Source organism: Pantoea sp. RIT413 (assembly GCF_003057675.2).
In the GTDB taxonomy this organism is placed as follows: Bacteria; Pseudomonadota; Gammaproteobacteria; order Enterobacterales; family Enterobacteriaceae; genus Pantoea; species Pantoea eucrina.
On sequence record NZ_QBJB02000001.1, the window covers coordinates 597436 to 622252 of the forward strand.

Here is a 24817-nt window from a genome sequence, read left to right on the forward strand (position 1 = left end):
TAACGCTATGTGGGGCAAACATAAAACTCAGGCGGTCATATGACCGCCTGAAGATATTCATTAGCCTTGATGGCTAGTGACGTAATCGATCGCTGCCTGAACGGTAGTGATTTTCTCAGCTTCTTCGTCTGGAATTTCAGTATCAAACTCTTCTTCCAGAGCCATTACCAGCTCAACGGTGTCAAGAGAATCTGCACCCAGGTCTTCAACGAAAGAAGCAGTGTTAACCACTTCGTCTTCTTTAACGCCCAGCTGCTCAGCTACGATTTTCTTAACGCGTTGTTCGATATCGCTCATACTATTTAATTTCCTATCAAAACTCGCTTTCGCGATGGTTTTCGTAGTGTATAAAATGGTGAAAAAGATGCAACAAAATCCCGGCTGGTCGAACCACGATTTTGCGCTATTCTGCGGTGTTTACCGCAAATAATGCAAATGATTTCGTGATTATCAGACCATGTACATGCCGCCATTGACGTGCAGCGTTTCACCTGTGATGTAGGCTGCTTCGTCAGAGGCTAAGAATGCAACAGCATTGGCAATTTCCTGCGGGTCGCCTAAACGGCCTGCAGGCACTTCTGCCAGAATGCCCGAGCGCTGATCTTCATTCAGTGCACGCGTCATGTCCGTCTCAATAAAGCCCGGAGCCACGACGTTTACGGTAATGCCACGTGACGCGACTTCACGCGCCAGTGATTTGCTAAAGCCAATTAAACCCGCCTTTGCTGCAGCGTAGTTAGCCTGGCCCGCGTTACCCATGGTCCCAACTACAGAACCGATGGTAATGATACGGCCCACACGTTTTTTCATCATGGCACGCATGACCGCCTTGGAGAGGCGGAAAACTGATGTCAGGTTGGTATTAAGAATATCATCCCACTCATCATCTTTCATGCGCATCAGCAGATTGTCACGCGTGATGCCTGCATTATTGACTAAAATATCCACTTCGCCAAATTCAGCGCGCACTTTTGCCAGCACGTCGTCGATAGAGGCTGCATCCGTCACATTCAGCGCCAGGCCTTTGCCGTTGTCGCCAAGATAGGCGCTGATGGCTTCAGCTCCGCTTTCGCTGGTTGCTGTGCCGATAACTTTTGCACCGCGCGCCGCCAGTGTCTCTGCAATGGCCCGGCCAATACCGCGGCTTGCGCCCGTTACCAGCGCAACTTTACCTTCAAAATTCATGATTTTCCTCTTATTCCTGAGAGAGAGCCGCAGAAAGCGACGCAGGATCGTTCACGGCAGTAGCCGTCAGGTTATCAGCAATCCGTTTGGTCAGACCGGTCAGGACTTTGCCCGGACCCATCTCCAGCAGCTGAGTCACACCCTGTTCTGCAATAAATTGTACTGATTCGGTCCAGCGTACCGGGCTATAAAGCTGACGTACCAGCGCGTTGCGGATAGCCGCAGCATCGTTTTCGCATTTGACATCAACGTTATTCACTACCGGCACATCTGGCGCATTAAAGGCGATCTCTTCAAGCGCAACAGCAAGCTTAACTGCAGCAGGCTTCATCAGCGCACAGTGCGATGGCACGCTGACCGGCAGTGGCAGCGCACGTTTCGCGCCGGCCGCTTTACAGGCAGCGCCAGCACGCTCAACGGCGTCTTTGTTACCGGCAATCACCACCTGGCCTGGCGAGTTGAAATTCACCGGCGAGACCACTTCACCCTGCGCACTCTCTTCACAGGCTTTACGAATCGCCTCATCATCGAGACCGATAATTGCCTGCATAGCTCCCGTCCCTTCCGGAACCGCCTCCTGCATCAGCTTGCCGCGCAGTTCTACCAGCTTAATGGCATCTGCAAACGCCAGCACGCCTGCGCAAACCAGCGCCGAGTACTCACCCAGGCTGTGGCCTGCCAGCAGCACCGGCTGAGCGCCCTGTTTCTGCTGCCAGACGCGATAGATAGCGACTGAAGCTGCCAGCAAAGCGGGCTGCGTCTGCCAGGTTTTGTTCAGCTCTTCAGCCGGCCCCTGCTGAACCAGCTGCCACAGATCGTAGCCCAGCGCATCAGACGCTTCGCGAAACGTCGCTTCAACCTGAGGGTTGTCAGCAGCGAGTTCAGCCAGCATGCCAACGGTCTGAGATCCCTGTCCCGGGAAAACAAAAGCTAATTGCGTCATCTGTCCTTCCTGTCAATCAAAAGCGTACCAGCGCAGAACCCCAGGTAAAACCACCACCAAAGGCTTCCAGCAAAATCAGTTGTCCCGGCTTGATGCGGCCATCACGCACTGCTTCATCCAGCGCGCTCGGCACCGAAGCCGCAGAGGTGTTTCCGTGACGATCGAGCGTGACCACAACTTTGTCCAGGCCCATGCCGAGTTTACGGGCAGTTGCGCTGATAATGCGCAGATTTGCCTGATGCGGCACCAGCCAGTCGAGCGCGCTGCGATCGAGATTATTCGCCTGCAGCGTCTCATCAACGATATGCGCCAGCTCGGTTACCGCAACTTTAAAGACTTCATTACCCGCCATGGTCAGGTAGGCAGGTTCATCCTGACGCGCGCGATCCTGATAAGGCAGGGTCAGCAGCTGGCCATAGCGGCCATCGGCATGCAGATGGGTCGAGAGGATACCCGGCTCGCTGCTCTGGCCCAGTACCACGGCGCCCGCGCCGTCGCCAAACAGAATAATTGTCCCGCGATCGCTGGGATCAAGCGTACGCGCCAGGACATCAGCACCAATCACCAGCGCGTGTTTAACCGCCCCGTTTTTAATATATTGATCGGCAACGCTCAGCGCATAGGTAAAGCCGGCACAGGCGGCGCCAAGATCGAAGGCTGCGCAGTCGTTTATCTCCAGCATCTGCTGAATCATGCATGCGGAGCTGGGGAACGCGTGGCTGGATGAAGTTGTGGCGACGATAATCAGACCAATGTCGCTGGCGGCAACGCCGGCCATTTCCAGCGCGCGCTGTGCGGCGTTAAAGCCCATGCTGGCAACCGTTTCATCCGGTGCAGCAATACGGCGCTCGCGAATACCGGTACGGGTGACAATCCACTCGTCTGAGGTTTCCACCATTTTTTCCAGATCGGCATTGGTGCGGATCTGTTCAGGCAGATAGCTGCCTGTTCCGATAATTTTGGTATACATCTACGCTTTGTCACTCCTGGCTAATACAGCGTCAAGGCGCGCGGCAATTCTTTCGGGAACTTGCTTACGCACCGCCTGCTCTGCCTGTTCTATCGCCACAGCGAATGCCTGAATATTGGCCGCGCCGTGGCTTTTGATCACTGTTCCGCGCAATCCTAACAGACAAGCGCCGTTATACTGGTCGGGGTTTAGATGACCGAAACGCCTGATCATACGCTTTTTCAGCCAGCGTCCCAGCAGTTTCAGCCACCAGGTCCCTTTACCTTTATTACCTTCGCCTGACGATTTCAGCAGCGACAGAAACAGCCGCACCACACCTTCCATCGTTTTCAGCGTTACATTACCGGCAAAGCCATCGCACACCAGCACATCTGTTTTGCCGGTCAGCAGGTCGTTACCTTCAAGATAACCAATATAGTTGATCTGAGGGCTTGCCCGCAGAACCGCAGATGCGGCGCGAATCGACTCAAGCCCTTTGGTCTCTTCCTGACCAATATTGAGCAGCGCAACGCGCGGTTGCCGGATCTCCAGCACCTCTTCCGCCATGACAGCTCCCATGATGGCAAACTGCACCAGCATATCGCTGTCAGAGTCGACGTTAGCCCCCAGATCAAGAATGACCGTTTTGCCCTGCTGCTGATGGGGCAGAACGGTCATCAGTGCCGGACGTGCAATGCCGTCCAGCGGTTTTAACAGGAGTTTAGCCAGCCCCATCAGCGCACCGGTATTACCGGCACTGATACAGGCCTGCGCCTTACCGGCCACAACCAGATCCAGCGCCACGCGCATAGAACTGCCACGGCTCTGACGGATGGCCTGCGAAGGCTTCGCATCACTTGCAATAACCGATTCGGCAGGGATAACCTGCACACGCCTCAAAAGTGAGGAATCCGCTTTGGCAAGAAATGACGAGATTGTGTCGGGATCGCCGACCAGAAGAAGAACCAGCTGCGAATGAGAGGCCAGTGCCTGCAAGGCTGCAGGCACTGTCACGCAGGGACCGAAGTCCCCGCCCATGGCATCAACTGCCAGGGTCAAACGTGTCAAGGTATCGCCTTGCGTAACCGCAAAGAATTACTTGGTGATAACCTTGCGACCGCGGTAGTAACCATCCGCAGTGATATGGTGACGCAGATGAGTTTCGCCAGAAACTTTATCTACTGACAGAGCGGCAGTGGTCAGGGCATCGTGCGAACGACGCATGCCACGCTTGGAACGGGTTGGTTTATTCTGTTGTACGGCCATGGACCTTACTCCTATTACTTACGCTTTAAACTGGCTAATACGGCAAATGGATTTGGTTTTTCTGCCTCTTCAGGCAGCTTACCAAAGACCATGTCCGCGTCGGACACTTCACAGTGTTCAGAATCATGCACCGGAACCACCGGCAGTGCGAGGATGAGCTCATCTTCTATCACTGCCAGCAGGTCGATCTCACCAAAATCGTTGACATCAACCGGCTCGTAGGCTTCCGGTAGTGCCTCAGCCTGGTCGTCAGAAGAGACCGGACTAAAGCAATAGCTTACGTGTACAGCTTGCGGAAATGGCTGGTTGCAGCGTTGACACATTAACGTCACCTGCACATCCGCCGTTCCTTGCAGAACCGCGAGGCGCTGGTTGTCAACCGCAAACGACATGGTACATTCCACATCACTGTCCACACTCACGACCGTTTCGGCCAGACGCGCCACCAATTCAGGTGCATAAACACCATGATAATCCAGGCGTTTTTGCGCGGCGCGGACCGGATCGAGCGTCAGGGGTAATTTTACCTTTTGCATAGGGCGCGCATATTAACTTTGTAACGTCTTAGAGTCAAAGAAAAAGGCCGTTTTACGGCATCTTTCACCTGCTATTCGCATCCAGTGCGGCGCATAGTTTAAAATGCCCGTCATGTTTACGCTATCTATTCTGTAAAAAAATGATGATGCCACTGGTTTTAGCCTCAACCTCCCCGTTTCGTCAGGCGCTGCTCAGCAAGCTTGGCGTACCGTTTGTGACTGCTGCGCCTGACTGCGATGAGACCCCGCAGCCCGAAGAGAGTGCGCCTGAACTGGTGCAGCGCCTGGCGCTGGCCAAAGCGCAGGCGCTGGCTGCGCAGTTTCCGGATCGCTGGATTATCGGCTCCGACCAGGTGTGCGTACTGGAGGGCGCTATCGCCGGCAAGCCGCACACCCGCGAAAACGCCTGCCGCCAGCTGGCTCAGGCGAGCGGAAAAGCGATTGTGTTTTATACCGGGCTGGCGCTGCTGCAGCCCGCCAGCCGGCAGCAGTTTGTGCTATATGAGCCCTTTACAGTGCACTTCCGCACGCTGAGCAGTCAGGAGATAGCGCGCTACGTTGAGCTGGAGCAGCCGCTGGCGTGCGCCGGCAGCTTTAAAAGCGAAGGACTTGGCATTTGTCTGTTCGACAGGCTGGAGGGGCGCGACCCGAATACGCTGGTCGGGCTGCCGCTGATTGCACTTAATCAGCTGCTGATTAAGGCCGGCATCAACCCGCTGGGCTGATGCCGGTATCGTCAGCTTTTTTTCTGCCGCAGTCTGGTCAGGCAGTGTCTGAGTGCCGCATCCAGCGGCGCCTCCATGCGTAATGTTTCGCCGGTGGCAGGATGCGTAAACGTCAGCGCTGCCGCGTGCAGAAACAGGCGCGATAACCCCGTGCCAGCCAGCTGACGATCAAATTCGCGATCGCCATAGCGATCGTCAAAGGCGATCGGATGGCCACCATGCAGGGTATGCACGCGGATCTGATGCGTGCGCCCGGTCACCGGGCTGGCTTTAACCAGCGTCGCCAGCCCAAAACGCTCTTCTACTTTGAACCGGGTTTCTGAAGGCTTGCCTTCTGCGCTGACGCGCACTACCCGCTCTCCGCTCTGCAGAATGTTTTTCAGCAGCGGAGCCTGCACCACTTTCAGATGAGAAGGCCAGTCGCCGCGTACCAGCGCCAGATAATCTTTCTGCATCCCCTTTTCACGCAGCTGCTCATGCAATGAGCGCAGCGCCGAACGCTTCTTAGCCACCAGCAATACGCCTGAGGTGTCGCGATCCAGCCGGTGTACCAGCTCCAGAAAACGCGCCTCCGGACGCAGTGCCCGCAGCCCTTCAATAACCCCAAAGCTCAGGCCGCTGCCGCCGTGTACTGCCGTACCGGACGGCTTATTCAGCACCAGCAGATGATCGTCCTCATACAGAATGGCATCCGCTAACGCCGCGACTTTATCAAGCTTTGGCGACACGGCCTGCTCTTCCCGCTCTGCGACCCGCACCGGTGGTACGCGGACTTCATCGCCATCCTCAAGCTTATATTCAGGCTTCACGCGTTTTTTATTTACCCGCACTTCGCCTTTCCGCAGAATGCGATAAATCATGCTCTTTGGCACCCCTTTGAGCTGGGTGCGCAAAAAGTTGTCTATACGTTGTCCGGCATTTTCAGCCGTGATGGCGACAAAATGTACGCCGGGATTCTCTGTTTTCATGCCGGCGATTCTAAATAGTGTCCCCTGATAGCGCCACCCCTTTTTCTGTGCTTAACTCTCTCTGGTTTCAGGCTTCTGACCGCTCAAAACGGTGGCTTTTTCGGCAAACTGCCGATTAGCCCCGCAAATGAACAGGTTAAGAGTCTACAAACTTCACAGCTCGACAAAAGTCGCCTTGCTATATGCGGGTGAGCAGTGGAATAATGCTGCTGTTTCTGCACCAGAAAGATTCGGGCAGAAAAAGAGCGAAATTAAGGTAATTTGCCGGATAAAACGAGCACGCTGCAATGGCGTAAGACGTGATGCTTTATCAGGCACTTAGCGGGCTGCGGGTTGCGGCCTGGACAACAGACTGGGATGTGTGGATTTTCAAAAATTTTGTATTATTTCCACCTTCAGGCGCTGGTTTTCCTTATGAAAAGCAGGCCACCGACAAGATTTGCGCCCCTTTAGCCGCCGACAACCGTGAGGTTGACGTCAGTGCATGCAGACACGGGGCCATCGGTTGATTCTCGTCCAGGGTAACGATGCCCGCAGCTTTATCACTCATGTGAGAATAACGAGTAAGTCACGATGAAAAGAATGTTAATTAACGCAACTCAGCAGGAGGAGTTGCGCGTTGCCCTTGTTGACGGTCAGCGTCTGTACGATCTGGATATCGAAAGCCCCGGACACGAGCAGAAAAAAGCCAATATCTACAAAGGTAAAATCACCCGCGTTGAACCCAGCCTTGAAGCGGCATTTGTCGATTATGGCGCTGAGCGTCACGGTTTCCTCCCTCTGAAAGAAATTTCCCGCGAATACTTCCCAGCTAACTACAACGCGCACGGCCGTCCTAACATCAAAGATGTGCTGCGTGAAGGCCAGGAAGTGATCGTTCAGATTGATAAAGAAGAGCGCGGTAATAAAGGCGCTGCACTTACTACCTTTATCTCTCTCGCAGGCAGCTACCTGGTTCTGATGCCTAACAACCCGCGCGCCGGAGGCATCTCCCGCCGGATTGAAGGCGATGACCGCACTGAACTGAAAGAGGCACTTTCCGCGCTGGAATTGCCGGAAGGCATGGGCCTGATTGTACGCACCGCAGGCGTGGGAAAATCAGCTGAGTCGCTGCAGTGGGATCTGAGCTTCCGTCTCAAGCACTGGGAAGCGATCAAAAAAGCGGCAGAGAGCCGTCCTGCACCCTTCCTGATCCATCAGGAAAGCAACGTCATTGTGCGCGCTTTCCGCGACTACCTGCGTCAGGACATTGGTGAAATTCTTATCGATAATCCTAAAGTGCTGGAGCTGGCGCGTCAGCATATCGCTGCGCTGGGCCGCCCTGACTTTAGCAGCAAGATCAAACTCTACACCGGTGAAATTCCGCTGTTCAGCCACTACCAGATTGAGTCGCAGATCGAGTCCGCCTTCCAGCGTGAAGTCCGTCTGCCTTCTGGCGGCTCAATTGTTATCGACAGCACCGAAGCGTTAACCGCGATCGATATCAACTCCGCTCGTGCAACCCGCGGCGGCGACATCGAAGAAACGGCCTTCAATACTAACCTTGAAGCAGCCGATGAGATTGCCCGCCAGCTGCGCCTGCGCGACCTCGGTGGCCTGATCGTTATCGACTTTATCGATATGACGCCGGTCCGTCATCAGCGCGCCGTAGAGAACCGGCTGCGCGAAGCGGTACGTCAGGATCGTGCACGCATTCAGATTAGCCATATCTCCCGTTTTGGTCTGCTGGAGATGTCGCGTCAGCGTCTCAGCCCGTCACTGGGTGAGTCGAGCCATCACGTCTGCCCGCGCTGTAGCGGTACGGGTACCATCCGCGATAACGAATCACTGTCACTCTCTATTCTGCGTCTGATTGAAGAAGAAGCGCTGAAAGATAACACCAAAGAAGTACACGCCATTGTGCCGGTGCCGGTTGCCTCCTACCTGCTGAACGAAAAACGTGAAGCGGTGAGTGCGATCGAGAAGCGTCAGGGTGGCGTACGCGCCATTATCGTGCCTAACGATCAAATGGAAACGCCGCACTACTCCGTGCTGCGCGTGCGCAAAGGTGAAGAGACACAAACGCTCTCTTATCATCTGCCGAAGCTGCACGAAGCTGAAATGGCGCTGCCATCAGAAGAGGATCACGCCGAGCGCCGTCGTCCGGAACAGCCTGCACTGGCCGCCTTTGTGATGCCAGATGCCCCGCCTGCACCGGTTGAAGTCACTGCCGAAAAACCTGCAGCGAAAAGCGAGCCAACCGCACAGGCTACAGCGCGTCCTGCGGCTGCGGCTGCCACCGTCAGTACGGGTCTTGTGAGTCGTCTGCTTAACGGTCTGAAAAAGCTGTTTGCAGGTGATACTCCGGCAGCAGCCCCGGCGGAAGCACAGCCTCAGCAGGCGAGTAAGCCGGCAGAAGAAGAGAGCAGCACGCAGCAGCGTGGTGAACGCCGTAACCGTCGCAACAATAATCGTCGCGATCGCACGCCGCGTAATGGCGAGCAGGCTCAGAACCGTGAGCCGCGTGAAGCGCGCGAGCCACGGGAAGCCCGTGAGCCCCGTGAAGCGCGCGAGCCGCGTGAAGCCCGTGAGCCACGTGAAAATCGTGAACCGCGTGACAATCAGGAGAATCGTCGCAACAAGCGTCCGAACGAGCCGCGTGCCGAGCGCCCGGTCCTGACTGAAGAGCAGCAGCAGCAGCGCGATGAACAGCAGCAGCAACGTCGCGAACAGCGTGCCGAGCGTCAGCGTCGTCGTCAGGAAGAGAAGCGTGCTCAGCAGCAGGAAGAGAAAGCCGTTGAGTCCGTTACAACCGAAGAGATCCCTGCAGTTGACGCAGCGGTACAGGAAGAAGAGCGCGTTCAGGTCATGCCACGTCGCAAGCCGCGTCAGCTGACTCAGCGTATCCGCAGTGGCGAGGTTATGGAAGCATCACCAGCCGCAGCGCAGCCAGAGGCAGCAGCGGAGATTGCACCGCCGGTTAACACCGCTGAGCAGCCGGAAATGAGTGATGAGCAGGATGATAACGAGAACCGTGAAGGCGCGAACATGCCACGCCGTTCACGTCGTTCTCCGCGTCATCTGCGCGTCAGTGGTCAGCGCCGCCGTCGCTATCGCGATGAGCGTTATCCGCTGCAGTCGCCGATGCCGCTTGAAGCTGCAGCCGCCTCGCCAGAGATGGCATCAGGTAAAGTCTGGGTTTCCTATCCGGTTACGCAGACGCACGAGCAGTTCACCTCTCAGGCGCCGCTGAACGAAATGACCGAATATGGTTATCAGGATGCAGCAGACGCGCTGCCGGTGGCTGCCGAAGCCGCCTCAGCGGGCGTGCCGCAGCCTGAAACGTCAGAGGTTGTACATCAGGCTGAACCGCAGGCGCACACCGAAGTGCCAGTGGTAAACACCGATGACCTGACACCTGTTGCCGCGCCGGTTGATCATGAGCCTGCCGTTATCTCTGCCGCCGATGAAGCGGTGGCGCAGGAGACGGCTGCGGAAGCCGAGCCTGCGATCGTAACTGAGAACGTGTCAGAAGAAGCGCCACAGCCTGCTGTGCAGGATGCGGTACAGCCAACTGTGACCGAAGCCGCTGCCGCAGCAGAACAGGCACCGGCGGATGTGACTCCTGCTGTTGAAACGCAGGTTGAAGAGGTGCTGTCAGCGCCAGTCGCGGCGGAAGCCCCTGCTGCGCCAGTGGCTGAACCTCATGCGCCGGTTCCGGCACGCGATGTGTCAGTTGAGCAGTCAGAGTCACGCTTTAAGCTGCACGCCACGGCACCAATGACCCGCGCGCCAGCACCGGCCTGGGAACCAGAGCCGGCACGTCACAGCGACTGGGTACGTCCGCCGTTCAGCTTTGAAGGCCGCGGCTCTGCCGGTGGTCACAGCGCGACGCATCAGGCTACCGCACCGGCAACCCGTCCGGACAGCGTGTAACTCTGCGCGGATAAAAAAACAAAACCCCGGCTGGTCCGGGGTTTTTTATTGCCTGCTGTTTACCGGGAGCGGCCTGAACCGCAGCCAAAAAAAACCCACCGCCCGCGAAGGCGATGGGAAAAACAAGCGCACCCGGTTAAGTACGCTGAATGTCAGGTCAGTTACGAATTAAGCTGGAACAGCGACATCTTTGACATATCGCTAAAGGTTTTATACGACGCCTGCAGGGCTGTCTGCTGCATGGTGTAGCTGGAGATCGCCTGGGTGTAGTCAACCTGTACCAGATCGCTCATCTGCGTGGTCATGATGGTATTGCGATCGTCACCCTGCTGATTGAGCGCACTCACCTCAGCCATCTGGATCCCCACAGCAGAACGTACCGTCAGCACGTTATTAAGTGAGTTGCTCAGCCCGCGGTTGGTTTTATCCATTGCGGCCTGAAACGCCTGCTTTGTGGCGTCGTCCGCGTTATCCTGCGGCGTTTTCAGCGCGGCAATTGCGCTGTCGAGCATGCTGAACAGGCTGGTCTCGCTGGTGCCGTTATCAGGCTCTGGCTTTGCATTGCTGGTGATCGCCATAAACACGGACTTACCGGTGCTGCCCACCTGCATGGTGCGGCTTTCATCGACTTTCTGCGTAATCGGCTCATCCCCGCCCACATAGGCCACGCCGGTGCTGCTATCGCTAAACGGCGGCGCATCGGTCTTATAGCCGGCAAAAATATAGCGCCCGTTACCATCCTGACTGTTTGCCTGGTTCAGCAACTGCGCGCGCAGCCCTTCCAGCTGCGTAGCCAGGGAGCCACGATCTTCATCACTCAGGGTGCCGGTGGAGGCATTTACGATGGTGGTCTGCGCATCCTGTATGGTACTGACCACGCTGGAGAGCGCATTCTCTTCCATCGAGAGGCTCTGATTAGCAAAACTGCGTGCCGTGGCATACTGGCTGCTTTTTACCTGCGACTGTGACAGCACCACCGCGCGTGAGGCTGCGATAGGATCGTCAGAGGGATTACTGACCCGCAGCCCGGTTGCCAGCTGCTGGCCTACCTTCAGCCAGGATGATTGCGAGTCGGTGATCCCGCGCACCTGCTGGTCAAAAATCATACTTGAGCTAAGACGCACTTTCTTCTCTCCTCTGCTTAGCTGCGAATGCCCATCAGCGCATTAAACACCGCGCTGGCGGTCTGCAATACCTGCGCATTCGCCATATAAAACTGCTGATACTTCGTCAGGTTGGCGTACTCTTCATCAAGGTTAACGCCGGAGACGGACTGCTGCCGGTTGTTCAGCTGCGTGACCACGTTTTTCTGCGTGGTGCTGGCGGTTTCCAGCGAGTTGGTTTTATTACCTACGCTGCTGACAAGGCTGGCATAAGCCTGCGCAATCGTTGCATTTCCGTTAACCAGCTTGCTGTCCTGCAGATCGAGCAGCTTCTGTGCGTTGCGGTTGTCGCTTTCGCCGCTGCCTTTCGCTGCTGCTGCTGCGATCTCTGACTCGCTGGTGATGGCAACCGACATGCCGCCAATCACGTTCTGTACCGGCTTAACCAGAAAACTGTCACCGCTCTTCGCGCTGCCGCTGACCGTCAGCTGCAGACCATCAAAATTCAGCGTGCCGTCGGCCGCCGGCGCTACGTCAAAACGCACGTTATCGGCAGCACGGGTAACGGACCAGGTGCCGCTCTCATAGCTAACGGTATAGTTGGACGCTTTCAGGGCGCTGGCGTCACTCCAGCTGGCGCTGACCGATGCCGTTGAGGTGTTTTTCAGGTTGCTGACCACATCCGGACTGCCGATAGTAAAGAACGCTTTTCCTGCGTTGCCTTCGCTGTCAAAACCGCCCTGATGCACGTCGTTAAATGCGGTGGTAAACGCTGCGGCCAGCTGGCCCAGCTGGTTCTGGGCGCCGTCCAGATCCTGCGTACGAAACGCCAGCAATCCACCCAGCGAGCCGGTGGTCAGCGTTTTTTCCGGGATCGCTACGTTACCGGCCTGTTTGTCGCTGTAGCCAACGGTAAGGCGCGTAGAGTCGGCGCCCGAAGGCATCGCCACCAGGCTGGTCGCATTACGACCGTTAACCAGGGTGATATTGCCTGCTGAGACGATATAGCTGCCATCCTGCTGCGCAACTTTCACGCCCACCACGTTGTTCAGACTATTGACCAGCTGATCGCGCTGATCCAGCAGATCGTTAGGCGCAGCGCCACCGCCGGTGGTGAGCTTTGCAATCTGCGTATTGAGGTCGGCAATCTGGCGTGTAAAGGTATTGACCTGATCGACGCTGGCAGCGATATCGGTATTCACGCTGGTCTGCATGTTATTAAGGTATTGCGCCGTGGTCTGGAACTGATTAACCAGCCCCTGGGCATAACTCAGCATCGACTGACGCGCTGACGGATCGTTGGCGTTACTGACCACGTTCTGTACGTTGGTAAAAAAGCTCTGAATCGATGTTGAGAGGCTGGTGGTAGACGTAGAGAGCAGATCGTCGATATTGGAGATCTGATTATGCTGGGTATTGACCGCGCTGTAGCTGGCGCTGGAGCCACGCAGCTGCGTCGTGATGAACTCATCATACTCACGCTGTACGCCGCTGACATTCGCGCCGTTGCCATAATAGCTGTTGCCCTGCAGCGTGCTGTTAGCCTGCGACAGCAGAATAGTCTGCCGCGAGTAGCCCGCCACTGTATAGTTACTGATGTTGTTACTGGTGGTGCTTAATGCGGCCTGTGCGGCGCTCAGCCCGCTCATTGCGGAGTTAATTATACTGGACATCTCGGTTCCTTTCTTTCCCGTTAACCGGGCTGGCAGTCATCAGTGCAGTTGTGCGGACGGCAGGCGCCCGCAACATATGAAGGTTATCGGCGTGCTTAAGGGAAACTTGAGGCTAAGACGTCAGAACAGATCGGTGATATCCTGGCCGTAAGCTTTTACGACTTTTTCGCCCATGTTTTTGAATTGCTGAATCATTCCCACCAGTTTTTGCGCATATTTCGGATCGGTAGCGTAACCCGCCGCCTGCAGCGCGCGCGCGCCCTGTTCAGCACTCGGCGCGCTGGTGACCGCCGCATAGCGCGGATTTTTCGACAGCAGGCGCACATAGTCGGTCAGCGCCTCCAGGTAGGAGCCATAGACGCGGAAGCTGGCGCGCACTTTCTTCGCCTCACCCGCCTCATACTCGGTGGTCATGATATCCGTGGTTTCGCCTTTCCAGTCGCCGCTCGCCTTGATACCAAACACGTTATAGCTCGGCTTGCCGTCGCGGGTCAGGATCTGACGTTGACCCCAGCCCGACTCCAGCGCCGCCTGCGCCAGAATCAGGTGGTGCGGTATACCGCTCTGCTGGCTGGCGAGTTTCGCCGGCTGCGCCAGCTGGGCGATAAACTCACTGCTGTCAGAAGGCGGGTTCGCAGGCGTTACCGGCAGACGCGGTACCGCTTTGCGCACAATCTGTTCCAGCTGCATTGGCACGCTGTTGCTGCTGCTGTAGATAAAGCTGTTATCCAGCTTCATCGGCAGCGTGCCGGCCCGCTCATCCGGTGCCTGCGCGGGCTGCATCTGTTTGACAATCGTGTCAGCCAGACCCAGTCCGCGTTTGCCTATATCCTGCGCAATCTGCTGATCGTAGAGCGAGGTGTAGAGTCGCGTCTGGTCGTTGCTCAGCGCGCCATCCTGCGGCAGCGCGTCGCGCATGCTTTTCAGCATCATCTGCACAAACATGCCCTCTACCTGTTTCGCCACCTGCAGCGCTTTTCCTTTGGGATCGGCAGCGGCCTGGCGTTTCAGCTCGTTCAGCGAGCGGCTGTCATACGCCGCATTGTTCAGCGATTGCATATCGGTCATCAGATGATTTCCAGCTTCGCGCGCAGACAGCCTGCGCTCTCCATCGATTGCAGAATCGACATCAGCTCTATCGGCGTTGCACCCAGCGCATTCAGGGCACGCACCACATTGTTCAGATTTGCGCTGGCGTTGACGCGCTGCAGTGCGCCACCGCTCTGCCGCAGATCGATCTGCGTCTGCGTTGTCGCCACCGTCTGCCCGCCGGCCAGCGGCGTATCAGGCTGACTGACGTTCTGCTGCTGATTCACCGTCACCGACAGATTCCCCTGCGCCACTGCACAGGTGTTCAGCGTAACCTCGCGGTTCATCACCACCGTGCCGGTGCGTGAGTTGACGATCACTTTGGCATCTTCCAGTGGCACAGAGACATCGATGTTCTGGATCTCCGCCAGCGCCCGCACCTGAGAGCTGTTGTTGGGTGAGACGCGGATCTGCACGGTGCGTGCATCCAGCGGCAGTGCCGACCCGACGCCGCGGCTGTTGATGGCATCCGCAATGCGCTGCGCCATGGTGAAATCTTCATTATTCAGCTGCAGGTTAATGGTGTTCTGGCTGCCAAAGTTGCTCTGCAGCTCGCGTTCAACGGTCGCGCCGCTGGTGATACGGCCGCCGTTAAGCTGGTTAACCTGTACGCTGCTGCCGCCGGCCGACGCGCCCGCGCCGCCGACCAGAATATTTCCCTGCGCCAGCGCATACACCTGATTATCCACCCCTTTCATCGGCGTCATCAGCAGCGTACCGCCGCGCAGGCTTTTGGCGTTACCCAGCGAAGAGACCACGACGTCCAGCGTCTGTCCCTGACGGGCAAACGAAGGCAGCTTCGCTGTCACCATTACTGCCGCCACGTTTTTCAGCTGCATATTGGTGCCAGCCGGCACGGTGATCCCCAGCTGGGAGAGCATGTTGCTGACCGTCTGGGTGGTGAACGGTGTCTGGGTGGTCTGATCTCCGGTACCGTCCAGTCCCACCACCAGCCCATAGCCAATCAGCTGGTTTTCACGTACGCCCTGAATGCTGGTCAAATCGCGAATACGATCTGCCTGCGCCATCAGACTGCTGACAGCGAGCAGTAAACCGAGGCCCGCGCGCAGCAAAATACTTTTTTTCATCATGACCTCTTACATCGGCGAGATGTTCAGGAAGAAGCGCTGGAACCAGCCCATAGTCTGCGCCTCATTGATATAACCGTTACCTACGTACTCAATGCGCGCATCGGCCACCTGAGTAGAGAGTACGGCGTTGCTGGCACTGATGGTGCGCGGATTGACCACGCCAGAGAAACGAATAAATTCGGTGCCCTGATTAATCTCAATCTGTTTCTCACCCACGACGCGCAGGTTGCCGTTAGAGAGCACCTGATTCACGGTCACGGTGATGGTACCGGTAAAGGTGTTGTTGGCGGTGGCGCCCCCTTTACCTGCAAAATCATTTTTGCCGCCGGCACTCAGTGCGGCTTTCTCACCGCCTGCGCCCAGCAGGCCTTCCAGCCCGGTCGGCACGCCGGTTACGCCAAAGCTGTTGCTGCCATTGCGGTTAGCGCTGGCGGAGGAGCTTTTGCTCGCGCTGACGTTCTCCTGCAGCGTGATGGTCAGCGTGTCACCAATATTGCGTGGACGACGATCCTCAAACAGCGGCTGGTAGCCGTAGTTCAGCGGCGCAACGCCCTGAAAAATAGAGCCGTTCACCACCGGTGGCGCAGACGGCGTAGGTTCTGCCGTGGTTACCCCTTGTACCAGTGGCGTGCGCGGCACCAGCGCACAACCGTTGAGCGTCAGTAGCAGCGTCGCTACTAACCAATGACCAGGCTTGAGAATCGCTTGCTTCGCCACGGAGTTCTGACCTTCTGTATGTTCTTAATCGGGCCAGCGGAGTGGCCCAACGATCCCGGCGTTAAAGCTGGGTGAGTTTCTGCAGCATCTGATCGGAGGTACTGATCGCCTTGCTGTTAATTTCATACGCGCGCTGCGTCTGGATCATGGTCACCAGCTCTTCCGCCACGTTGACGTTTGAGGTTTCCACATATCCCTGATAGAGCAGGCCTGCGCCGTTCTGACCAGGCGTGCTCTCAGTAGGCGCGCCAGATGCCTGCGTCTCCTGATAGAGGTTCTCGCCGACGCTGTCGAGACCGGCATCGTTCATAAAGGTGCTCAGCGTGAGCTGGCCCACCTGTGCGGGCTGCGCCTGCCCCTGCTGCGTCACCGTAACCACACCGTCGCGGGCAATCGTGATGCTGGTGGCGTTTGCCGGGATCGTGATACCCGGCTGTACCGGGAACCCGGCGTTGGTCACCAGCTGACCATTCTGATCCACCTGGAAAGAGCCATCACGCGTATAGGCAGAGGTGCCATCCGGCATCTGCACCTGAAAATAACCCTGTCCGTTTACCGCCACATCTTTTGAGTTGCTGGTCTGCGACAGGTTGCCCTGGTTATGCAGACGCTCAGTGGTAACCGGGCGTACACCGGTACCGATCTGCAGACCAGACGGCAGCGTAGTCTGCTCAGAGGATTGCGCACCAGGCTGACGCAGCGTCTGATACATCAGATCTTCGAAGACCGCGCGCGAACGCTTAAAGCCGTTGGTGCTGACGTTTGCCAGGTTGTTGGCAATGACGTCCATATTGGTTTGCTGTGCGTCAAGACCGGTTTTCGCGATCCATAAAGAACGAATCATTCTGTTTTCCTTACGCCTTAGCTGCTCATATTGAGCAGCTGATTAGCGCGCTGTTCGTTTTCATCAACGTTTGAGATCACTTTCATCTGCATCTCAAACCGTCGGGCGTTGGCGATCATATCGACCATGGTTTCAACCGGCTTGACGTTGCTGCCTTCCAGCACGCCCGGCATCACCTGCACCGTCGCGTCGTTAGCCAGCGCAGCACCGCGCTGCGCCTGGGTCGCCGCGCTGGGGCGAAACATGCCGTCGTCACCGCGCGTCAGCTCCTGCCCGGTGGCGCGCACCAGCTTGAGCCGGCCGAGCTGAACCGTGGCGTTAGGCGCATCGCCCGCATTGAGTGCGGTGATCGAGCCATCTGCCGCGATGGTGAGCTGGGCACCCTGCGGCACCGCAATCGGTCCGCCGTCACCCATGACGGGATTGCCCTGAATGGTCAGCTGACCGGTGGGACTGATCTGCATATTCCCGTTACGGGTATAGGCTTCACTGCCATCCGCGGTGCGTACGGCCAGCCAGCCCTCCTGCTGTACCGCTACATCCAGCGGACGCTCGGTGTAGTCGAGCGAACCCTGCGTCATATCGGCACCCGGCGTTGAGGCGGCTACCAGCGTGCGCGTTGGCAGAGACCAGCCGCTGACCGGCACCGCGCGCAGCGCATTCAGCTGCGCCCGGAAGCCCGGTGTCGAAGCATTGGCGAGGTTGCTGGCGGTAACAGACTGCTGCTCCATCGTCTGACTGGCCGCGCCCATCGCGGTATATATTGCGTGATCCATAAAGCAATCCCGTTAGCGTATTAACGAAGGTTAACCAGGGTGTTAAGGATCTGATCCTGGGTTTTAATGGTCTGGCTATTCGCCTGGTAGTTACGCTGTGCCACGATCATATTCACCAGCTCTTTACTCAGATCGACGTTGGAGGCTTCCAGCGCACCAGAGGTCAGGCTGCCGTAGGTGCCGGTACCGGCCAGACCGATAGCCGCCTGCCCGGATGAGCTGGAGGCGGACCAGACGTTATCCCCTTCTGACTTCAGCCCTTCCGGGTTAGAGAAGCTGGCCAGCACGATCTGACCCAGCAGCTGGGTTTTACGGTTGGAGTAAGTCCCGCTGATGGTGCCGTCATCGTTAATGGTGTAGCCGGTGAGGTCGCCAGGCGCATAGCCATCCTGCGTCGGGTTACCAAAGTTAGTCGCGCCGGTGTTCTGCTGCAGGCTGCCCAGCACGCTCAGTGCAATCGGCTGGCCCGCTGCGGCGCCGTTAGAGCCGTCAATGGTCAGGCCGATGGTGTTAGCGGAGGTCAGCTTGCCGCTGGTGTCAAAGGTCATCGTAAAGTTACCGGCGGTTTTACCGGTGGTAGAGTCGATCGCGTGCACCGCCCAGGTATTATCCGCGCTCTTGGCGTAGTAGAGATCCAGCGCGTGATCGTTACCCTGCGAGTCATACACGGTCACGGTGCTTTTCGCGTTATAGCTGTCCACTTTGCTGGTATCAAACGGCGTGACGGTCGGGATCGCATCGGTTGAGTTCAGGTTAGACACCAGCGTCGCGCTGCTGGTGGCGCGCGCTGACATCTGCGTGGTGGGAATGCTCAGCGCAATCGGGTTCGCACCGTTCTGGATGGTTGGCGGGGTGCCGTTTGCCGGATAGCCGGTCACTTTCATCCCCTGGGTGTTCACCAGGTTACGGTTCTCATCCAGCGTAAACTGACCGTTGCGTGAATAGAACACGCCGCCGCTGGCGTCGGTCATACGGAAGAAGCCGTTACCGCTCAGCGCCACATCCAGCCCGCGGCTGGTTGAGGTGGTGGTGCCGTCATTGAAGTTCTGGATCACCGCCGCCACTTTGGTTCCCATACCGACGTTAGAGCCTGCGAACATATCGGCAAAGGCGATGGTGCTCGACTTAAAGCCCGCCGTGGCGGAGTTGGCGATGTTGTTACCAATGACATCAAGGTTGCTGGAAGCAGCACCCAGGCCGCTCACCGCTTGTGAAAAAGACATGTAATCTCTCCTGCTAAGGGGTTAGTCAGAGAATCTGACGAATTTCATCGAGGGTCGCGGAGCCCATGGTGCCGAGATCCAGTTTCGCGGTGTTGTTCACGGTGCTGACGCCATTGACATAGGCGTAGTTCAGCGGCTGTGCCACCAGCTGTGTGCTGCCATTGCTGGCGGCGAGTGCTACAGAATATTTGCCATCCGGCGCGACGCTGCCGTCATCGAGCTTGCCATCCCAGGAGAAGGTGTGTACCCCTGCGGTCAGGCCGCCCAGATCGATGTTACGCACCACGTTGCCGTTGGCATCTTTGATGGTCACGCCGGTGCCGGTTGACGCCGTGCCCAGCTCCACACCAAACGGCGTCGTGGTGCCTTTACCGACCAGCACCTGATCGCCTTTGACCATCACGCCATGCCCAATCAGCGTTGAGCTCTGCAGTGACTGGCTGGTGCTGATCTGGCCGGAAATCGATCCCAGCGTGGTGTTCAGCTTCTCAATCCCGCTCAGGGTGTTGATCTGCGCCAGCTGCGTGGTGAGCTGGCTGTTATCCATCGGATTGGTCGGATCCTGGTTCTGCATCTGCGTCACCAGCATGTTCAGAAACTGGTTCTGCAGCTCCTGTGCGCTGTTACCGGTGCCGGCCGAGCCGGAACTCAGGATCGTCGGGTCGAGATTGTCTTTAATGCCTACGGTTAAGCTCATCGTATCTCTCCGTTACTGCCCGATGGTGAGCGTTTTCATCATCATCGACTTCACTGTGTTCAGGACTTCGACATTGGCCTGATAGCTGCGCGACGCAGACATGGTGTTGACCGTTTCAGCGACCACATCCACATTGGGCATTTTGACGTAGCCTTTCTGATCGGCCATCGGATTGCCCGGGTCATAGACCAGTTTTGCGGGCGTGGGATCGTTGACCACGCCCGCCACTTTAACGCCGCCGGTGGCCGCGCCCTGGGCGGCATTGGTCTGGAAAATCACCTGCTTCGCCACGTAAGGCTGTTCATCCGGTCCGGTTACGCTGTCGGCGTTGGCCAGGTTACTGGCGCTGACGTTAAGCCGCTGCGACTGCGCGGTCATCGCCGAGCCGGCGATATCAAATATATTCAGCAATGCCATGCTTATTGCCCCTGCAGTACGCTCATCATGCCTTTAATCTGGCTGCTGATGAGGGTGAGATCGGTTTGATACTTCAGGCTGTTATCGGCGAACTGCGTACGCTCGCGATCCATATCGACCGTGTTGCCATCTGCAGCGGGCTGGTCGGGAATGCGATACAGCAGATCCATCGCGGGCTGCGCCTGCGTTTGTGCTTCAATATGGCGCGATGAGGTCACATTCAGCGCCAGACCGCTGCCCTGCGCGCGGCCGTTCTGCATCACTTTGTTCAGCTGGCTGGCAAAGTCGATATCGCGCGCCTGATACCCGGGGGTATCCGCATTAGCAATATTTGACGCCAGAATCTCCTGACGCTGTGCACGCAGGTTTAACGCTTCGGTACCGAATCGCAGTGCGGCATCGAGTTTGTCGAGCATGCTTCCTCCGCGAATGAAAATTTTGAGCTGACAGCTTAATCGGGGGATTGCAAGGGCGATCGTCTGAATAACAGCAAAAACCACGGCTATTTTTACCCTTGATTTTTTTTTGCAGCGGGTAGACTCATCAGCAACTTTCAGTGGGAGGCGTTATGCGCAGAGCATCACAAGGGCTGTTTCTGGCGGTACTGCTGCTGGCGCTGCCAGGCTATGCGGCCGATCTGAACGCGCAGCTGACATCCTATTTTAAAGCGCGCGATCCGCAGCACGCCGCTGGCATGGTGGTTATTGTTCGTACCCCATCCGCACAGTGGCCCGCCTGTGAGACGCCGCAGCTGCAGCTGCCCGGTAACAGCCGTCAGTGGGGTAATCTGAGCATTGCCGCCAGCTGCGGACAAAATCGCCGCTATCTGCAGGTGCAGGTGCAGGTGACCGGTGACTATCTGGTCGCGAATCACCAGCTCACGCGCGGCACTGCCGTCAGCGCGGCTGATTTCAGAACGGAAACGGGCCGGCTCGATACGCTGCCGGCTCGCGCGCTGGTTGACGGCACGCATCTCGCAGAGGCGATTGCCCTGCGGGATATACCGCCCGGGCAGCCGGTTACCGCCTCAATGCTGCGCCAGCCGTGGCGGGTTAAAACCGGTCAGTCGGTGATGGTCACGGCGAGCGGCGACGGCTTTAATGCCAGCAGCGAAGGCCGCGCGCTGAGCAATGCCGGCGTCGCGCAGACGGTGCGGGTACGTATGGGAAATGGTCAGGTGGTAAGCGGTCGCGTCGGCGAGGATGGGAATATTCTGATATCACTCTAAAGCGCTAAAGAACAGAGGTGTTCAGCCGATAGAGATAACAGCTAAAATATAACCCTATGCCGATTCAGTGGGCGCATTCCACTGTACTTACAGGAGCCAAGCCATGAACGTCGACAAAACCGAACCGTCAAAACCGGTCAGCACGGTACAACCCCGCGACGCCAGCGACAACGCAGGCAGAGTCCGTCAGAACACCGCGCCGGCCGCCTCTGCTGTCAGTGAAAAGAGTGCTGAAGTCAGTCTGAGCTCGCTTCAGGCGCAGCTGAAGGAGCCCGGCAGTCGCGATATTAATACCGCTCGTGTTGAGCAGTTAAAAACCGCCATCCGCAATGGCGATCTGAAAATGGATACCGGCAAAATTGCGGATGCATTAATTGCCGATACCCGGAAATATTTAGAAGGCAACTGATCCCGATGGATAATCTGCTGACGACCCTGGATAAAATGCAGGATGTACTGGCTTCACTGACTCAGATCATTGAGGAGGAGCAGCAGCAGCTCGCAGCCGGGCAGGTTAACGGCAACCTGCTGCAGCGCATTACTGAAGATAAAGCCGCGCTGCTGACAACCTTAAATTATCTGGATGAGATGCGCCATAATACGGAGAAAACGCTCGGTATAGCGGCGCCCTATCGCGGTCAGCAGGATATCGCCCGGCGCTGGGCCACTATCGCGCGCGTCACGCAGCAGCTGCGCGACGCCAATCAGCATAACGGACTGCTATTGCAGCATCAGGTCGCATTTACCCGCGATGCGCTGCAGGTGCTGAAGCCGCATCAGACCCAGGCATTTTATGGCCCGGACGGACGCGGACTGGGCCAGGCCACGCTGCGCAGCAAAGGCTGACGCCTTAGCCGCGACCAGGGCAGCCGGACTGCCCTGGCAATGCGCATTCAGGCGACGGTGCGGCGGGCAAAATCGCGCGGCCGGAACCCGAGCACGCCGAGCACCACAAAATAGGCTCCCCCGCCGACGGCACAGACCGCCGCCAGGCGCACCAGCCGCCAGCCCATCTCGCCCTGTTCCCATGCAGGCATCACCTGCAGCATGCCCAGCAGCGCGGCGGCCATGACCGCGACCGCGATAAACAGGCGTAATAAAAAACCCATCCAGCCTGGCTGTGGCTGAAAAATATCCTGTTTGCGCAGCTGCCAGTAGAGCAGCGCAGCGTTGAGGCAGGCCGCCAGCCCAATCGACAGCGACAGCCCCGCGTGCTTCAGCGGACCGATAAACGCCAGATTCATCAGCTGCGTCATAATCAGCGTCACTATCGCTATCTTCACCGGCGTTTTAATATCCTGCCGCGAGTAGAATCCTGGCGCCAGCACCTTGACCACAATCAGCCCCATCAGGCCAACGGAATAGGCAATCAGTGCGCGCTGCGTCATTGCCGCATCAAACGCGGTAAATTTACCGTACTGAAACAGCGCTACCGTCAGCGGTCCGGCCAGAATGCCCAGCGCCACCGCGCAGGGCAGCGCCAGCAGAAAACAGAGGCGCAATCCCCAGTCCATCAGCCGTGAATACTCGCCCTGGTTGCCGCTGGAGAAGCTCTTCGCCAGCGACGGCAGCAGAATGGTCCCCAGCGCTACGCCCAGCACGCCGGAGGGGAACTCCATCAGGCGGTCAGCGTAGTACATCCAGGAGACGGAACCTGACACCAGAAAGGAGGCGAAAATAGTATTGATGATGAGCGAGATCTGGCTGACTGATACGCCGAGGATCGCCGGTCCCATCTGGCGCATCACGCGCCAGACGCCGGCATCGCGCAGATTAATGCGCGGCAGTACCAGCATACCTATCTTCTTCAGGTGCGGCAGCTGGTAGCCAAGCTGCAGCACGCCGCCCACCACCACCGCCCACGCCAGCGCCATAATCGGCGGATTAAAGTGCGGTGCGGCAAACAGCGCAAAGCCGAGCATGCTGATATTCAGCAGCGTGGGCGCAAACGCCGGAACCGAAAAGCGATTCCAGGTATTGAGGATCGCCCCCGCCAGCGACGCCAGCGAGATCAGCATAATATAGGGGAACGTCACCCGCAGCAGCGCGCTGGTAAGTGCAAATTTATCGGCGGTATCCGCAAAGCCGGGGGCTGTGATCATAATCACCCAGGGCGCGGCGAGCATGCCCAGTACCGTCACCACAGCCAGCGCCAGCGTCAGCAGGCCTGACACATACGCCACAAAAACCTGCGTCGCCTCTTCACCCTGCTTCGCTTTGTACTCCGCCAGAATCGGGACAAACGCCTGTGAGAACGCGCCCTCGGCAAAAATCCGGCGCAGCAGGTTGGGCAGCTTAAACGCTACAAAAAACGCATCCGTCGCCATCCCGGCGCCAAATACGCGCGCCACAATGGCATCGCGGGCAAAGCCCAGCACGCGGGAAAACAGGGTCATCGAACTGACCGCAGCCAGCGATTTTAGCAAATTCATAATGAAGGGTGCGTCCTGAAAAAGTCGGAAAAAGCGCCATGCAGCACGGGCATCCACGATGCCCGGCGTTAGTCTACTGAGGTCGCGGCAAATGACCAGCATCGAATGTTACAAGGCGTTATTCCCGCTCCACCTCGCGGATCAGTTTTTCTGTCAGACGCTGCGCCACCAGCGCCTGCTCGCCGCTGGTTTCAGGCATAGTCTGATTTTCCACGCAGCGGATAAAGTGATGCGCCGCGCCGGTAAAACCGCGCTGCGTCAGATGGCTTTGCCACGCAGGCGGCATCTCACGCAGCAGCCCGCGGCTGTTCTCCTGCTGCCAGTCGCGCATCTCCTCAATCTGGTAGTAGTCTCCGTCGCAGACCGCGGTGACCACCTCCCGCTGCGTGCCGGCGCGCCGGTGCATGCTGGTAGAGACCTGCAGCCCGCCGGCGCTGAAATGGTGCTCTGCGTAGAGCAGTGCGCCTTCATCTGTGGTCCGGATATGGCCATCACCCGGCTGCAGTTTGCCCCCCGCCAGCCACAGGGCGGTATCCACCACGTGCAGATAATCATCCAGCAGCGTAAAGCGCAGCCCCTGCGGCCCCACGCTATCCATGCGATGCTTTTCGATGCACAGCGAGGCGGCGCGCGGCATTTCCTGCTTCAGCTGCTGATAGCGCGGGGCAAAGCGCCGGTTAAACGCTACCATGAGTTTGCGCTGGCGCTTTTCCGCCAGCGCGACCAGCGCTTCAGCCTGCTGCAGCGTCTCTGCCAGCGGCTTATCCACACAGACATCTTTGCCCGCCAGCAGCAGGGCCTGAACCACGTCAAAATGTGAGGCGGTGCTGCTGTGCACGAACACGGCGTCGCAGGCGGCAGCCAGGGCGTCAAGCCGGTTAAAACAGGGAATCCGATAGCGAGCGCATACCGCCTCCGCCTTAACCTGATTGGGTGAAAATGCCCCCACCAGCTGCCAGCTTTCTGCCTGCGAGAGCACCGGCAGCCAGGCTTTCTGTGCAATTCCGCCTAAACCGGCAATACCAATTCGCAGCGTCATC

27 protein-coding genes are annotated in these 24817 nt (G+C 57.6%); 6 read left to right on the plus strand and 21 right to left on the minus strand.

Annotation, left to right across the window (positions count from 1 at the left end; genetic code table 11):
* Positions 1-60: 60 nt before the first annotated feature.
* The 7 genes from acpP to yceD all read right to left on the minus strand — a co-directional run bounded on the left by acpP (position 61) and on the right by yceD (position 4879).
* Entirely contained in the window at positions 61-297 is a 237-nt protein-coding gene (gene acpP, locus DBY66_RS02785) for an acyl carrier protein (protein WP_039383843.1), read from the minus strand.
* A 153-nt stretch (positions 298-450) separates the two neighbouring features.
* Positions 451-1185 (minus strand): 3-oxoacyl-ACP reductase FabG, encoded by a 735-nt coding sequence (fabG, locus tag DBY66_RS02790; RefSeq protein WP_039383840.1) that lies wholly within the window; start codon positions 1183-1185, stop codon positions 451-453.
* A 10-nt stretch (positions 1186-1195) separates the two neighbouring features.
* Complete coding sequence (fabD, locus tag DBY66_RS02795) at positions 1196-2128, minus strand: ACP S-malonyltransferase (protein ID WP_071668737.1); 933 nt, start codon at positions 2126-2128, stop codon at positions 1196-1198.
* A 16-nt stretch (positions 2129-2144) separates the two neighbouring features.
* Positions 2145-3098: a beta-ketoacyl-ACP synthase III gene (locus tag DBY66_RS02800; RefSeq protein WP_039383834.1), complete on the minus strand. Its 954-nt coding sequence runs from the start codon at positions 3096-3098 to the stop codon at positions 2145-2147.
* A complete protein-coding gene (gene plsX / locus DBY66_RS02805) occupies positions 3099-4145 on the minus strand; it encodes a phosphate acyltransferase PlsX (RefSeq protein ID WP_108569249.1) in 1047 nt (348 codons plus the stop codon). It lies immediately after the preceding gene.
* Between the two features lie 27 nt (positions 4146-4172).
* Positions 4173-4343, minus strand: coding sequence for a 50S ribosomal protein L32 (rpmF, locus tag DBY66_RS02810; protein WP_007885783.1), 171 nt, complete (start codon positions 4341-4343; stop codon positions 4173-4175).
* Between the two features lie 14 nt (positions 4344-4357).
* Positions 4358-4879: a 23S rRNA accumulation protein YceD gene (yceD, locus tag DBY66_RS02815; RefSeq protein ID WP_039383829.1), complete on the minus strand. Its 522-nt coding sequence runs from the start codon at positions 4877-4879 to the stop codon at positions 4358-4360.
* 140 nt (positions 4880-5019) lie between these two features.
* Between yceD and DBY66_RS02820 the strand changes: the two genes are divergently transcribed.
* Entirely contained in the window at positions 5020-5604 is a 585-nt protein-coding gene (locus DBY66_RS02820; protein ID WP_039383826.1) for a nucleoside triphosphate pyrophosphatase, read from the plus strand.
* Positions 5605-5615: 11 nt separating this feature from the next.
* On the opposite strand, the gene rluC is transcribed toward DBY66_RS02820, so the two are convergent.
* Positions 5616-6572, minus strand: coding sequence for a 23S rRNA pseudouridine(955/2504/2580) synthase RluC (gene rluC / locus DBY66_RS02825; RefSeq protein WP_104084769.1), 957 nt, complete (start codon positions 6570-6572; stop codon positions 5616-5618).
* Between the two features lie 299 nt (positions 6573-6871).
* Here rluC and DBY66_RS17780 point away from each other — a divergent pair, with 299 nt between their 5' ends.
* Positions 6872-7081, plus strand: a complete 210-nt coding sequence (locus tag DBY66_RS17780; RefSeq protein ID WP_139074200.1) for a hypothetical protein — start codon at positions 6872-6874, stop codon at positions 7079-7081.
* A 64-nt stretch (positions 7082-7145) separates the two neighbouring features.
* Positions 7146-10487 carry a ribonuclease E gene (rne, locus tag DBY66_RS02835; RefSeq protein WP_108569248.1) on the plus strand — a complete coding sequence of 1114 codons (3342 nt, stop codon included), beginning with the start codon at positions 7146-7148 and terminating at the stop codon, positions 10485-10487.
* Positions 10488-10648: 161 nt separating this feature from the next.
* Here rne and flgL read toward each other — a convergent pair whose 3' ends face one another.
* The 11 genes from flgL to flgB form a co-directional block, all read right to left on the minus strand.
* Positions 10649-11611 (minus strand): flagellar hook-associated protein FlgL, encoded by a 963-nt coding sequence (gene flgL / locus DBY66_RS02840; RefSeq protein WP_039383815.1) that lies wholly within the window; start codon positions 11609-11611, stop codon positions 10649-10651.
* 17 nt (positions 11612-11628) lie between these two features.
* Positions 11629-13263 (minus strand): flagellar hook-associated protein FlgK, encoded by a 1635-nt coding sequence (gene flgK / locus DBY66_RS02845; protein ID WP_108569247.1) that lies wholly within the window; start codon positions 13261-13263, stop codon positions 11629-11631.
* 120 nt (positions 13264-13383) lie between these two features.
* Positions 13384-14331 carry a flagellar assembly peptidoglycan hydrolase FlgJ gene (gene flgJ, locus DBY66_RS02850; protein ID WP_108569246.1) on the minus strand — a complete coding sequence of 316 codons (948 nt, stop codon included), beginning with the start codon at positions 14329-14331 and terminating at the stop codon, positions 13384-13386.
* Positions 14331-15380, minus strand: a complete 1050-nt coding sequence (locus DBY66_RS02855; RefSeq protein WP_233499559.1) for a flagellar basal body P-ring protein FlgI — start codon at positions 15378-15380, stop codon at positions 14331-14333. Before DBY66_RS02855 ends, flgJ begins: the two co-directional genes overlap by 1 nt.
* A 69-nt stretch (positions 15381-15449) precedes the next feature.
* Positions 15450-16160 carry a flagellar basal body L-ring protein FlgH gene (locus DBY66_RS02860; protein WP_039383804.1) on the minus strand — a complete coding sequence of 237 codons (711 nt, stop codon included), beginning with the start codon at positions 16158-16160 and terminating at the stop codon, positions 15450-15452.
* Between the two features lie 61 nt (positions 16161-16221).
* Positions 16222-17004: a flagellar basal-body rod protein FlgG gene (gene flgG / locus DBY66_RS02865; RefSeq protein ID WP_039383803.1), complete on the minus strand. Its 783-nt coding sequence runs from the start codon at positions 17002-17004 to the stop codon at positions 16222-16224.
* Positions 17005-17021: 17 nt separating this feature from the next.
* Positions 17022-17780, minus strand: a complete 759-nt coding sequence (locus DBY66_RS02870) for a flagellar basal body rod protein FlgF (protein WP_108569244.1) — start codon at positions 17778-17780, stop codon at positions 17022-17024.
* Positions 17781-17800: 20 nt separating this feature from the next.
* On the minus strand, positions 17801-19003 hold the full coding sequence (gene flgE, locus DBY66_RS02875) for a flagellar hook protein FlgE (RefSeq protein WP_039383799.1): 1203 nt from the start codon (positions 19001-19003) through the stop codon (positions 17801-17803).
* Positions 19004-19028: 25 nt separating this feature from the next.
* On the minus strand, positions 19029-19700 hold the full coding sequence (gene flgD, locus DBY66_RS02880) for a flagellar hook assembly protein FlgD (RefSeq protein WP_071668728.1): 672 nt from the start codon (positions 19698-19700) through the stop codon (positions 19029-19031).
* A 12-nt stretch (positions 19701-19712) separates the two neighbouring features.
* Positions 19713-20117: a flagellar basal body rod protein FlgC gene (gene flgC / locus DBY66_RS02885; protein ID WP_108569243.1), complete on the minus strand. Its 405-nt coding sequence runs from the start codon at positions 20115-20117 to the stop codon at positions 19713-19715.
* Positions 20118-20119: 2 nt separating this feature from the next.
* Entirely contained in the window at positions 20120-20533 is a 414-nt protein-coding gene (gene flgB / locus DBY66_RS02890) for a flagellar basal body rod protein FlgB (protein ID WP_039383791.1), read from the minus strand.
* Positions 20534-20685: 152 nt separating this feature from the next.
* On the opposite strand from flgB, the gene flgA reads away from it, so the two are divergent.
* The 3 genes from flgA to flgN all read left to right on the plus strand — a co-directional run bounded on the left by flgA (position 20686) and on the right by flgN (position 22191).
* Entirely contained in the window at positions 20686-21345 is a 660-nt protein-coding gene (gene flgA, locus DBY66_RS02895; protein ID WP_039383788.1) for a flagellar basal body P-ring formation chaperone FlgA, read from the plus strand.
* Positions 21346-21448: 103 nt separating this feature from the next.
* The gene (gene flgM, locus DBY66_RS02900; RefSeq protein WP_108569242.1) at positions 21449-21754 is read left to right on the plus strand and encodes a flagellar biosynthesis anti-sigma factor FlgM; all 306 of its coding nucleotides are present in this window, start codon (positions 21449-21451) and stop codon (positions 21752-21754) included.
* Between the two features lie 5 nt (positions 21755-21759).
* Entirely contained in the window at positions 21760-22191 is a 432-nt protein-coding gene (flgN, locus tag DBY66_RS02905; RefSeq protein WP_108569241.1) for a flagellar export chaperone FlgN, read from the plus strand.
* Between the two features lie 47 nt (positions 22192-22238).
* On the opposite strand, the gene murJ is transcribed toward flgN, so the two are convergent.
* Complete coding sequence (murJ, locus tag DBY66_RS02910) at positions 22239-23777, minus strand: murein biosynthesis integral membrane protein MurJ (protein WP_108569240.1); 1539 nt, start codon at positions 23775-23777, stop codon at positions 22239-22241.
* A gap of 118 nt (positions 23778-23895) precedes the next feature.
* The gene (locus DBY66_RS02915) at positions 23896-24816 is read right to left on the minus strand and encodes a Gfo/Idh/MocA family oxidoreductase (protein ID WP_108569239.1); all 921 of its coding nucleotides are present in this window, start codon (positions 24814-24816) and stop codon (positions 23896-23898) included.
* Between the last annotated feature and the right edge of the window lies 1 nt (position 24817).

Bases quoted from the DNA above. Each gene is read 5' to 3' on its own strand.
- rpmF (WP_007885783.1), bottom strand. From the start codon at position 4,343: ATGGCCGTACAACAGAATAAACCAACCCGTTCCAAGCGTGGCATGCGT.
- flgB (WP_039383791.1), bottom strand. From the start codon at position 20,533: ATGCTCGACAAACTCGATGCCGCACTGCGATTCGGTACCGAAGCGTTA.
- DBY66_RS02915 (WP_108569239.1), bottom strand. From the start codon at position 24,816: ATGACGCTGCGAATTGGTATTGCCGGTTTAGGCGGAATTGCACAGAAA.
- DBY66_RS02855 (WP_233499559.1), bottom strand. From the start codon at position 15,380: ATGGCGCAGGCAGATCGTATTCGCGATTTGACCAGCATTCAGGGCGTA.
- flgG (WP_039383803.1), bottom strand. From the start codon at position 17,004: ATGATTCGTTCTTTATGGATCGCGAAAACCGGTCTTGACGCACAGCAA.
- flgK (WP_108569247.1), bottom strand. From the start codon at position 13,263: ATGTCCAGTATAATTAACTCCGCAATGAGCGGGCTGAGCGCCGCACAG.
- flgA (WP_039383788.1), top strand. From the start codon at position 20,686: ATGCGCAGAGCATCACAAGGGCTGTTTCTGGCGGTACTGCTGCTGGCG.
- flgE (WP_039383799.1), bottom strand. From the start codon at position 19,003: ATGTCTTTTTCACAAGCGGTGAGCGGCCTGGGTGCTGCTTCCAGCAAC.
- yceD (WP_039383829.1), bottom strand. From the start codon at position 4,879: ATGCAAAAGGTAAAATTACCCCTGACGCTCGATCCGGTCCGCGCCGCG.
- flgN (WP_108569241.1), top strand. From the start codon at position 21,760: ATGGATAATCTGCTGACGACCCTGGATAAAATGCAGGATGTACTGGCT.
- flgC (WP_108569243.1), bottom strand. From the start codon at position 20,117: ATGGCATTGCTGAATATATTTGATATCGCCGGCTCGGCGATGACCGCG.
- fabG (WP_039383840.1), bottom strand. From the start codon at position 1,185: ATGAATTTTGAAGGTAAAGTTGCGCTGGTAACGGGCGCAAGCCGCGGT.
- fabD (WP_071668737.1), bottom strand. From the start codon at position 2,128: ATGACGCAATTAGCTTTTGTTTTCCCGGGACAGGGATCTCAGACCGTT.
- flgD (WP_071668728.1), bottom strand. From the start codon at position 19,700: ATGAGCTTAACCGTAGGCATTAAAGACAATCTCGACCCGACGATCCTG.
- flgM (WP_108569242.1), top strand. From the start codon at position 21,449: ATGAACGTCGACAAAACCGAACCGTCAAAACCGGTCAGCACGGTACAA.
- acpP (WP_039383843.1), bottom strand. From the start codon at position 297: ATGAGCGATATCGAACAACGCGTTAAGAAAATCGTAGCTGAGCAGCTG.
- DBY66_RS02800 (WP_039383834.1), bottom strand. From the start codon at position 3,098: ATGTATACCAAAATTATCGGAACAGGCAGCTATCTGCCTGAACAGATC.
- rluC (WP_104084769.1), bottom strand. From the start codon at position 6,572: ATGAAAACAGAGAATCCCGGCGTACATTTTGTCGCCATCACGGCTGAA.
- rne (WP_108569248.1), top strand. From the start codon at position 7,146: ATGAAAAGAATGTTAATTAACGCAACTCAGCAGGAGGAGTTGCGCGTT.
- DBY66_RS02820 (WP_039383826.1), top strand. From the start codon at position 5,020: ATGATGATGCCACTGGTTTTAGCCTCAACCTCCCCGTTTCGTCAGGCG.
- DBY66_RS02870 (WP_108569244.1), bottom strand. From the start codon at position 17,780: ATGGATCACGCAATATATACCGCGATGGGCGCGGCCAGTCAGACGATG.
- murJ (WP_108569240.1), bottom strand. From the start codon at position 23,777: ATGAATTTGCTAAAATCGCTGGCTGCGGTCAGTTCGATGACCCTGTTT.
- flgJ (WP_108569246.1), bottom strand. From the start codon at position 14,331: ATGACCGATATGCAATCGCTGAACAATGCGGCGTATGACAGCCGCTCG.